The organism is Rhodopila sp., from assembly GCF_035548235.1.
Taxonomy (GTDB): Bacteria; Pseudomonadota; Alphaproteobacteria; order Acetobacterales; family Acetobacteraceae; genus Rhodopila.
The window spans coordinates 1-9,198 of the sequence record NZ_DASZTJ010000062.1 but is presented as its reverse complement, the minus strand read 5'-3'; the positions used below and the strand labels follow the sequence as shown (position 1 = coordinate 9,198).

Below are 9,198 nucleotides of genomic sequence, written 5' to 3'. Positions count from 1 at the left end.
CGGAACTCGAAGCGGATGCAGCCGCGTGGCTGGCGGAGGAGGCGGTCGCCGAGACCAACCGCCGCACCGGACGGACGGTGCTGATGTGCTACGAAGGGCAGGGTTCGGAGCTTTCCGTGCCTTGGGCCGGGACGCTGGCGGCGACCGAGGCGGCCTTCGCCACGGCGCACAAGCGGCTCTATGGCTTCAACCTGACCTCCCCGGTGAGGCTGGTCACGGTCCGGGTGGACGCGGCGGGAATCCTGGACGCGCCGGCGCGGTCGATGCTGCCGAGAGGGCAGGGGGCGAAGCCGGCGGGCCATTCGGAGATACACCTGGAGACCGGAGCCCGCCAGGCCGCGATCTACGATCGCACGGCGATGGGGGCCGGGGACTGGTTCAACGGACCGGCGATCGTGACGCAACTCGACGCAACGACGCTGGTGCCGCCGGGCTGGCGTGGGACGATGCACGAGACGGGGATGCTGGTGCTGCGGCGCGGGGAAGGCGGGTAAGTCTGCTCCGTCAAGCCAGAAAGCGGCCTGACGGGAGACCGGAGATGGGAATGGGCAGCCCTGACCGAAGGGAAAGACCGACCGGACCCGCCCCTACGCCAGCCGCGCGCGGCAGATCGCTGATAGCCGTTCGGCCAGGAACACCAGGACGAACACGATGATCAGCAGCAGGGAGACCTCCCGGTACTGAAACAGGTTCATCGCCGTCAGCAACTGAAACCCGATGCCCCCCGCGCCGACGAAGCCCAGCACCAGCGACGAGCGGATGTTTTCGTCCAGCCGGTACAAACCGATCCCAGCCACGGCTGGCAGGACCGTCGGCATGACGCCGTGCGTGAAGACCTGCAATCGGCTCGCACCCGTCAGCGACAGGGCGTCGATCGGGGCCATATCCATGTTCTCGATCGTTTCGGCGAACAGCCGCCCCAGCATGCCGAGCGAGTGGACCGCCAGTGCCAGGCCGCCGGGGAAGGGGCCCAATCCCACCGCCGTCACGAACAGCAGCGCCCAAACCAGGTCCGGCACCGCGCGGGCGAAACCGATCAGGCCGCGCGCCAGGTGATACAGCCAGCGCGCCGGCGACACGTTGGCGGCCGCCAACACCGACAGCGGCAGCGCCAGCACGATGCCGCCCAGCGTGCCGAAGATCGCGATGTCGATCGTTTCCAGCGTCGGCCAGACCGCGTCCGGAAGCTTGGAAAAATCAGGCGGCGTCGCACGCCGGATCATGTCCACCATGCCGTGGAACCCGGTGATCAGGTCTTGCGGCCGGGCCTGCACCACGATCAGCGACTGCACGACGATCGCCAGTCCGAGCACGACGATCACGCTGCGGATCGCGATGCCCATGGAGGTCAGCATCGACGCCCGCACCGGGGCCAACCGGGCGGAACGAGACTGGCCGAGGCCGATATCCTGGATTGGGGTGTCCGCCGCGCCGCTCATGCTGCCCTCTTTTGATAGAGTTCCTGAACCTCGTCCGAGGAAACTCCGCCGGTCGGCCGGTCGAACACCGCTCGGCCAGCCCGCATGCCGACGATCCTGTCGGCGAACCCGAAAGCGAGGTCGACCTGGTGCAGCACGCACAGCACCGCGAGGCCGTCGTGCCGCGCCAGCCGTTGCAGCAGCCGCATGATGTCCGTGGCGGCCTCGGGGTCCAGGCTGGCAACCGGTTCGTCGGCCAGCAGCACCGAGGGTCGCTGCATCAGCGCCCGCGCGATGGATACGCGTTGCGCCTGGCCGCCCGACAGCGTGCCGGCGCGCTGCGGCGCCAGGTGCGCGAGCCCAACCTGTCCCAACGCTTCATACGCGGCAGGCAGTTCGGCGTTGGGCAACCCGCCCAGGGCGGTCCACCAGGTGCGGTTCCGGCCCAGCGCGCCGCAGGCGATGTTGGCAATGACGCTGCGTCGGCGGACCAGGTTGGCCTGCTGCCATATCATCGCGAGGTCCATCCGAGCGGACCGGAGCGCTTCGCCTTCGAGGGAGACAAGGTCGCGGCCGTTCAGCCAGACCTGTCCCGCCGTCGGCTTGACCGCCCTGGTGATCGAACGCAGCAGCGTGGTCTTGCCGCAACCGTTCCCACCCAGGATGACGACCAACTCGCCTGCCCGAACCTCGAGGTCGAGGCCGCGGAGGGCCTCTGTCCCGTTCGGGTATCGCATCGCCAGGCCACGCACCCCCAGGCGCGCGCCATGGGACCCCGCGGCGGTGCCGGCGCCGATCAGGACAGTTTTTCCAGATCGATGTTGAGCGTCTTCACCAGGTCGCGGATGCCGTCATAGGCCGCGTCGGTCTGCGGCACGAAACGCTGGCCGCCCAGGCCCATGATCTTGCGGTCAGCCTCGGGCAGCGAGGACAGGTCCAGCGTTTGCAGCGCCGCGATCAGCCGCTTCTTGAAGCCTTCCGGCAGGTCGCCGCGAACGGTGATCGGATCGGTCGGGATCGGGTCGGACTTCCACAGGAAGACGATGTCGCCTTCCTTGTAGTGACCGCGCTGCGTGGCCGACTCCAACTGCTCGCTGTTCAGCTCGCCGGCATCGACCTTGTGGTTGTACAGCGCCTCATAGGAAGCGGTGTGGCTGCCGGCGTAGAGCGCCTTGATGTCCTTGTCCGGATCGAGACCGGCCTTGCGCAGGCCATAGGCCGGGAACAGATGGCCCGAGGTCGATGCGGGATCGGAGAAGGCAAAGGTATGGCCCTTGATCTCGGCCACCGTCTTGATGCCGGTGTTGGGCGTGGTCACCAGGCTGGCCCAGTAATGATCCGGTTTGCCATCCTTGTCGGCGAAGGCGGCGACCGCTTCGGCCTTGGCGACCTGGTGCGCGAGGACATAGCCGAGGGGACCGAACTCGCCGACCTCCAGCTTGCCGTTGCGCATGGCTTCGATCTCGGCGTTGTAGTTGGTGGCGACGTAGACCTGGACGTCGCAGCCGATCTTCTCGCCCAGCAGCTTGCCGATATGGCCATAGATCGGCACCAGCTTGGCCGAGGTATCGAACGGTTCGACGCCGAACCGGACAGTGCCCCCGTTGGGGCAGTCGGCATTGGCGGCGAACGCCGACGGCGCGGCGGCAGCGGCTGTGATGGCGGTGGCCATCAGCATGCAGCGGAAGGTGAGCTTCACGTCGGTCCCCTTGGCTTGATTGGTTGCAAGCCTCTTAACCGCGGGGGCGGGGCGGGGTCTGTGACGTGTTCATGAACTTGGGCCGCCGCGGGGCGTGGCAGCGGATGACGTCGTTACTTGTCGGAATAGATGCGGAAGTTGTGGGGTTTCCGCCGTCACGGCCCGGTTTGACCGGACCATCCTGGGCCCCCGGAAAAAGATGGCCCGGTCAAGCCGGGCCGTGACGGAATGGCAACGAGCCTATCGCGGCAGCGTGCTTGTCCCCATCAGGAACTGGTCCACCGCCCGCGCGCATTGCCGGCCCTCGCGGATGGCCCACACCACGAGCGACTGGCCGCGGCGCATGTCGCCGGCGGAGAACAGTTTCTCCCGCGAGGTCTTGTACTCGACCGTGTTCGCCAGCACGTTGCCGCGCTGATCCAACTCGACACCCGCCTGGGTCAGCAGGTCGCCGCGCCGGGGACCCAGGAAGCCCATCGCCAGCAGCACCAGGTCCGCCTTGATCTGGAACGCGCTGTTCGGGACTTCCTTCATCGTCATCCGGCCGTCCGGGGTGCGGTCCCATTCCGCGCGCGCGCAGTTCAGCGCGGTGATCTTGCCGTTTTCCCCGACCGCGGACTTGGTCAGCACGGCCCAGTCGCGCTCGCAGCCTTCCTCATGCGCGTGGGACGACCGCAGCTTGGTCGGCCAATCCGGCCAGACCATCGCCTTGTTCTCCCTCACCGGCGGCTTGGGCATGATCTCGATCTGGGTCACCTTGGCCGCCCCCTGACGGAGCGAGGTGCCGATGCAGTCCGACCCGGTATCGCCACCGCCGATGACGACGACATGCTTGCCCTTCGCGGAGATCGTGCCGGCGGGTGCGGCAACGGTTTCGTCGTCGCCGGCATCGCGCTTGTTCTGCTGGGTCAGGAAGTCCATGGCATAATGGATGCCGTCCAGGTCGCGGCCGTCGACATCCAGGTTGCGCGGCCATTCGGCCCCGCCGGTCAGCACCACAGCGTCGTACTCGGCCAGCAACTGGTCGACGGTGACGTCCTTGCCGACCTCGACGCCGGTCTGGAAGGAGACGCCCTCGCCCGCCATCTGCTTCATGCGGCGGTCGATCAGGTGCTTTTCCATCTTGAAGTCGGGGATGCCATAGCGCAGCAGGCCGCCGATGCGATCCTGCTTATCGATCAGTGTCACTGCGTGCCCGGCGCGGGCAAGCTGCTGCGAGCAGGCCATGCCGGCAGGGCCGGAGCCGACGACGGCGACCCGCTTGCCGGTCGACATCTCGGCCGGGATCGGCCTGATCCAACCCTCTTCCCAGCCGCGATCGACGATGGCGCATTCGATCGTTTTGATTGTCACCGGGTTGTCGTCGATGTTCAGCGTGCAGGCGGCCTCGCAGGGCGCGGGACAGATGCGGCCGGTGAATTCCGGGAAGTTGTTGGTGGAATGCAGGTTGACGCAGGCCTGCTCCCACTGCTCCCGGTACACCAGGTTGTTCCAGTCGGGGATCTGGTTATTCACCGGACAGCCGTTGTGGCAGAACGGGATGCCGCAATCCATGCAGCGTGCCGCCTGGCTGTTCAGCGCCTCGGCGGACAGCGGCTTGATGAATTCCTTGAAGGTCTTCAGGCGCTGTTCGGGTTTCTCGTAGCCGCGGTCCTGGCGGTCGATTTCGAGAAAGCCTGTGATCTTGCCCATCTTCGTCTCCAGATGCCCGGTCGCCGATTGCCGGTCGGGGGCATCGTTATCGTCAATCGTTTCCTACGCTGCGTGTCATGGCCGGGCTTGGCCCTGCCATCCACGCCTTTGGCTCTCTCAGCCCCGCAAGGTGTGGATGGCCGGGACAGGGCCGGCCATCACGGAGAGGACGTTACTCCGCCGCCACGGTCGCAGCGGCCGCCTGTTCCTTCTTCATGTCGAGCAGCGCGCGCTTGTAGTCGCGCGGCATGACCTTCACGAAGTGCGGCAGTGCCGTGTCCCAGTCATCCAACAGCGACCTCGCACGGCTGCTGCCGGTGAACAGCAGGTGGCGTTCGACCAGGATGCGCAGGCGCTCCGCATCGAAGCGCAGCGGATCGCCCATGCCGTTGTCATCGACGCTGGCGGAGCGCTGGCGCGGCCGCCCGGCGTCGTCGGCGAGGCCGAGTTCCGAGGCGCCGACCGTCTCGATCTCCACGCCTGCCATGTTGCACAGCTTGGAGAACGTGCCGCTTGCGTCATAGACATAGGCGATGCCGCCCGACATGCCGGCCGCGAAGTTGCGTCCGGTGTCGCCCAGGACCACGACCACGCCGCCTGTCATGTACTCGCAGCCGTGGTCGCCGCAGCCCTCGACGACGGCGACGGCGCCCGAGTTGCGCACCGCGAACCGCTCGCCCGCGACGCCGTGGAAATAGGCTTCGCCGGCGATCGCGCCGTACAGGACCGTGTTGCCGACGATGATGTTCTTCGTCGGGTCGCGGCTGACGCCGGGCGGCTGTTTCACCACCACGCGCCCGCCGGACAGGCCCTTGCCGACATAGTCGTTGGCGTCGCCGTCCAGGTAGAGCGACACGCCGCGCGCCAGGAACGCCCCGAAGCTCTGCCCGGCATTGCCGGTCAGATGGACGGAGATCGTGTCCTCCGGCAGGCCGGCATGGCCGTAGAGCCGAGCGACCTCGCCCGACAGCATGGCGCCGACGGTGCGGTTGATGTTGCGGATCGGATGCTCCAGCCGGACCGGGGTCTGGCTTTCCAGCGCCGGTGCGGCTTCCTTGATCAGCACCTGATCCAGCGCCTTGTCGAGGTGGTGGTTCTGCGCCTCGGTGCGGTGGATGCCGATGCCGGGCTTGATCTCCGGCTGGTACAGGATCTTCGACAGATCCACCCCGTGCGCCTTCCAGTGCTCAACCGCCCGGCGCATATCCAGCCTGCCGACCTGGCCGATCATTTCGTTGAAGGTGCGGAAGCCCAGTTTCGCCATCAACTGGCGCACTTCTTCGGCGATGAAGAAGAAGAAGTTGATGACGTGCTCCGGCTGGCCGGTGAAGCGCTTGCGCAGCACCGGGTCCTGGGTCGCCACGCCGACCGGGCAGGTGTTCAGGTGGCATTTGCGCATCATGATGCAGCCCGCGGCGATCAGCGGCGCGGTGGCGAAGCCGAACTCGTCGGCCCCCAGCAGCGCGCCGATCACCACGTCCCGCCCGGTGCGCAGCCCGCCATCGACCTGCACCGAGATGCGCGAGCGCAGCCCGTTCAGCACCAGCGTCTGCTGCGTCTCGGCCAGTCCGATCTCCCACGGCGAACCCGCATGGGTGAGAGAGGTCAGCGGAGACGCCCCGGTGCCGCCTTCGAACCCCGAGATCGTCACATGGTCGGCCCGCGCCTTGGCGACGCCGGCCGCGACCGTGCCGACGCCGACTTCCGCGACCAGCTTCACCGAGACCCGCGCCCTGGGATTGGTGTTCTTCAGGTCGTGGATGAGCTGCGCGAGGTCCTCGATCGAGTAGATGTCGTGATGCGGCGGCGGCGAGATCAGCCCCACGCCCGGCGTCGAGTAGCGTACGCGGGCGATGTTGCGATCCACCTTGTGGCCGGGAAGCTGCCCGCCTTCGCCCGGCTTCGCGCCCTGCGCCATCTTGATCTGGATGTCGTCGGCGTTGACCAGGTATTCGGTGGTGACGCCGAACCGGCCCGACGCCACCTGCTTGATGGCGGAGCGCTCGGAATCGCCGTTCGGCAGCTTCTTGTAGCGGTCGGCCTCTTCGCCGCCTTCGCCGGTGTTGGACTTGCCGCCGATGCGGTTCATTGCGATCGCCAGCGTGGTGTGCGCCTCGCGGGAGATGGACCCGAAGCTCATGGCGCCGGTGGCGAAGCGCTTGACGATTTCCTTGGCTGGTTCGACCTCGTCGATCGGGACCGGGTTTTCCACGAACTTCAGGTTCATCAGGCCGCGGATGGTCAGCAGCCGCTCGCTCTGCTCGTCGATCTGCCGGGTGAAGGCGTGGAACTCGGCGGGCAGGTTGCCGCGGACGGCGTGCTGCAGCTTGGAGATGGTTTCCGGCGTCCAGGCATGTGCCTCGCCGCGCAGGCGGAAAGCGTAGTCGCCGCCGACATCCAGCATGCCGCGATAGATCGGGTTGTGCCCGTATGCCGCCTTGTGGCGGGCGACGGCCTCGGCCGCGATCTCGGGGAAGCCGACGCCTTCGATCGTGGTGGCGGTGCGGGTGAAGCACTTCTCCACGAACTCCGACGACAGGCCCACGGCGTCGAAGATCTGCGCGCCGCAATAGGATTGCAGCGTGGAGATGCCCATCTTCGACATCACCTTCATCATGCCCTTGCCGACCGCCTTCATGTAGTTCTTGCGGACGTCATAGGCCGACTTGTTCATCTTCGACGTGGTGCGGATCTGCTCCAGCGTCTCGAATGCCAGGTACGGATTGACCGCCTCGGCGCCGTAGCCGGCCAGGACGCAGAAGTGGTGCACTTCCCGCGCTTCGCCGGTTTCCACCACGATGCCGGTGGACATGCGCAGGCCCTGGCGGATCAGGTGGTGGTGGACCGCGGCGGTGGCCAGCAGCGACGGCACCGGGATGCGGTCCGGACCGACGGCGCGATCGGACAGGATCAGGATGTTGAAGTCGGCCAGCACCGCTTCGGTCGCTTCCTGGCAGATGCGGGCGACGGCTTTCTCCATCCCGTCCGCGCCGGCCTCCGCCGGCCAGGTGGTGTCGATCGTCTGGGTGCGGAACGCGCCGCCGGCCAGGTTTTCGATGTCCTTGATCTTCTCCAGGTCGGCGTTGGTCAGGATCGGCTGCGACACCTCCAGCCGGTAATGGTTGCCGGCGTGATGACCCAGAAGGTTCGGGCGCGGCCCGATGATGGTCACCAGCGACATCACCAATTCCTCGCGGATCGGGTCGATCGGCGGATTGGTGACCTGGGCGAAGTTCTGCTTGAAGTAGTTGAACAGCAGCTTGGGCTTGTCCGACAGCACTGCCAGCGGCGTGTCGGTGCCCATCGAGCCGACGGGATCGTCGCCGTTGAGTCCCATCGGTTCGAGGAAGAACTGAACGTCCTCCTGCGTATAGCCGAAGGCCTGCTGGTGCTTCAGCAGCGTGTCCGGATCGTTCGGCCGATGCGCTTCGGACATATCCTCCGGCGCATCCAGGGTTTCGAGCTTGAACTGGGTCTTTTCCAGCCATTCGCCGTAAGGATGCGCGTCCGCCAGGGTCTGCTTGATCTCGTCGTCCGAGATGATCCGCCCCTCTTCCAGGTCGATCAGCAGCATCTTGCCGGGCTGCAGGCGCCACTTGCGGATGATTTTCTTCTCCGGCACCGGCAGCACGCCGGACTCGGAGGCCAGGATCACCATGTCGTCGTCGGTGACCACATACCGCGCGGGACGCAGGCCGTTGCGGTCGAGCGTCGCGCCGATCTGCCGGCCATCGGTGAAGGCGATGGCGGCGGGGCCGTCCCACGGTTCCATCAGCGCGGCGTAATATTCGTAGAACGCGCGGCGCTTGGGGTCCATCAGCGGATCGTGCGCCCAGGCCTCCGGGATCAGCATCATCATCGCATGCGCGAGCTTGTAGCCGCCGGCCACCAGCAATTCCAACGCGTTGTCGATGCAGGCGGTGTCCGACTGGCCGTGCGGGATGATCGGCCACATCTTGTTCAGATCGGGACCGAGCAGATCGGATTCCATGGAGCGGCGGCGGGCGTACATCCAGTTGACGTTGCCGCGGACGGTGTTGATCTCCCCGTTATGGGCCAGGAACCGGTACGGGTGTGCCAGTTTCCAGGACGGGAACGTATTGGTTGAGAAACGCTGGTGCACCAGCGCCAGGGCCGAAACGGTCAGCGGGTTGCGCAGGTCCTCGTAGAAGCTGCCGACCTGGGTCGCCAGCAACAGCCCCTTGTACACCACCGTCCGGGTCGAGAAGGACGGCATGTACAGTTCCATCACCCCCGGCATGTTCCGCCTTTCGGCGAACTGGCGCAGGTTGTTCAGGATCTGCTTGCGGATCGCCAGGAGTTTCCGCTCGAACCCATCCTGGTCGCGGATCGCCATGTTGGATGCGCCGATCGCCTGGCGGATCACAG

5 protein-coding genes and 1 pseudogene are annotated in these 9,198 nt (G+C 66.6%); 1 reads left to right on the top strand and 5 read right to left on the bottom strand.

The window, feature by feature from the left end:
- Positions 1 to 494, top strand: a pseudogene (locus VHB27_RS05340) (hydantoinase/oxoprolinase family protein); the annotation flags it as partial.
- Between the two features lie 93 nt (positions 495 to 587).
- Here the strand turns inward: VHB27_RS05340 and phnE are convergent.
- From phnE to gltB, 5 genes are all read right to left on the bottom strand, one after another.
- Positions 588 to 1,439 carry a phosphonate ABC transporter, permease protein PhnE gene (gene phnE / locus VHB27_RS05335; protein ID WP_325597942.1) on the bottom strand — a complete coding sequence of 284 codons (852 nt, stop codon included), beginning with the start codon at positions 1,437 to 1,439 and terminating at the stop codon, positions 588 to 590.
- Positions 1,436 to 2,155 carry a phosphonate ABC transporter ATP-binding protein gene (locus VHB27_RS05330; RefSeq protein WP_325597940.1) on the bottom strand — a complete coding sequence of 240 codons (720 nt, stop codon included), beginning with the start codon at positions 2,153 to 2,155 and terminating at the stop codon, positions 1,436 to 1,438. The genes phnE and VHB27_RS05330 overlap by 4 nt, the downstream gene beginning before the upstream one ends.
- Before the next feature lie 59 nt (positions 2,156 to 2,214).
- Positions 2,215 to 3,117 (bottom strand): phosphate/phosphite/phosphonate ABC transporter substrate-binding protein, encoded by a 903-nt coding sequence (locus VHB27_RS05325; RefSeq protein ID WP_325597938.1) that lies wholly within the window; start codon positions 3,115 to 3,117, stop codon positions 2,215 to 2,217.
- Positions 3,118 to 3,357: 240 nt separating this feature from the next.
- The gene (locus VHB27_RS05320) at positions 3,358 to 4,809 is read right to left on the bottom strand and encodes a glutamate synthase subunit beta (protein WP_325597936.1); all 1,452 of its coding nucleotides are present in this window, start codon (positions 4,807 to 4,809) and stop codon (positions 3,358 to 3,360) included.
- Between the two features lie 172 nt (positions 4,810 to 4,981).
- The coding region (gene gltB / locus VHB27_RS05315; RefSeq protein ID WP_325597934.1) for a glutamate synthase large subunit at positions 4,982 to 9,198 on the bottom strand (4,217 nt) is incomplete at its 5' end.

Bases quoted from the DNA above. Each gene is read 5' to 3' on its own strand.
- phnE (WP_325597942.1), bottom strand. From the start codon at position 1,439: ATGAGCGGCGCGGCGGACACCCCAATCCAGGATATCGGCCTCGGCCAG.
- VHB27_RS05330 (WP_325597940.1), bottom strand. From the start codon at position 2,155: ATGCGATACCCGAACGGGACAGAGGCCCTCCGCGGCCTCGACCTCGAG.
- VHB27_RS05320 (WP_325597936.1), bottom strand. From the start codon at position 4,809: ATGGGCAAGATCACAGGCTTTCTCGAAATCGACCGCCAGGACCGCGGC.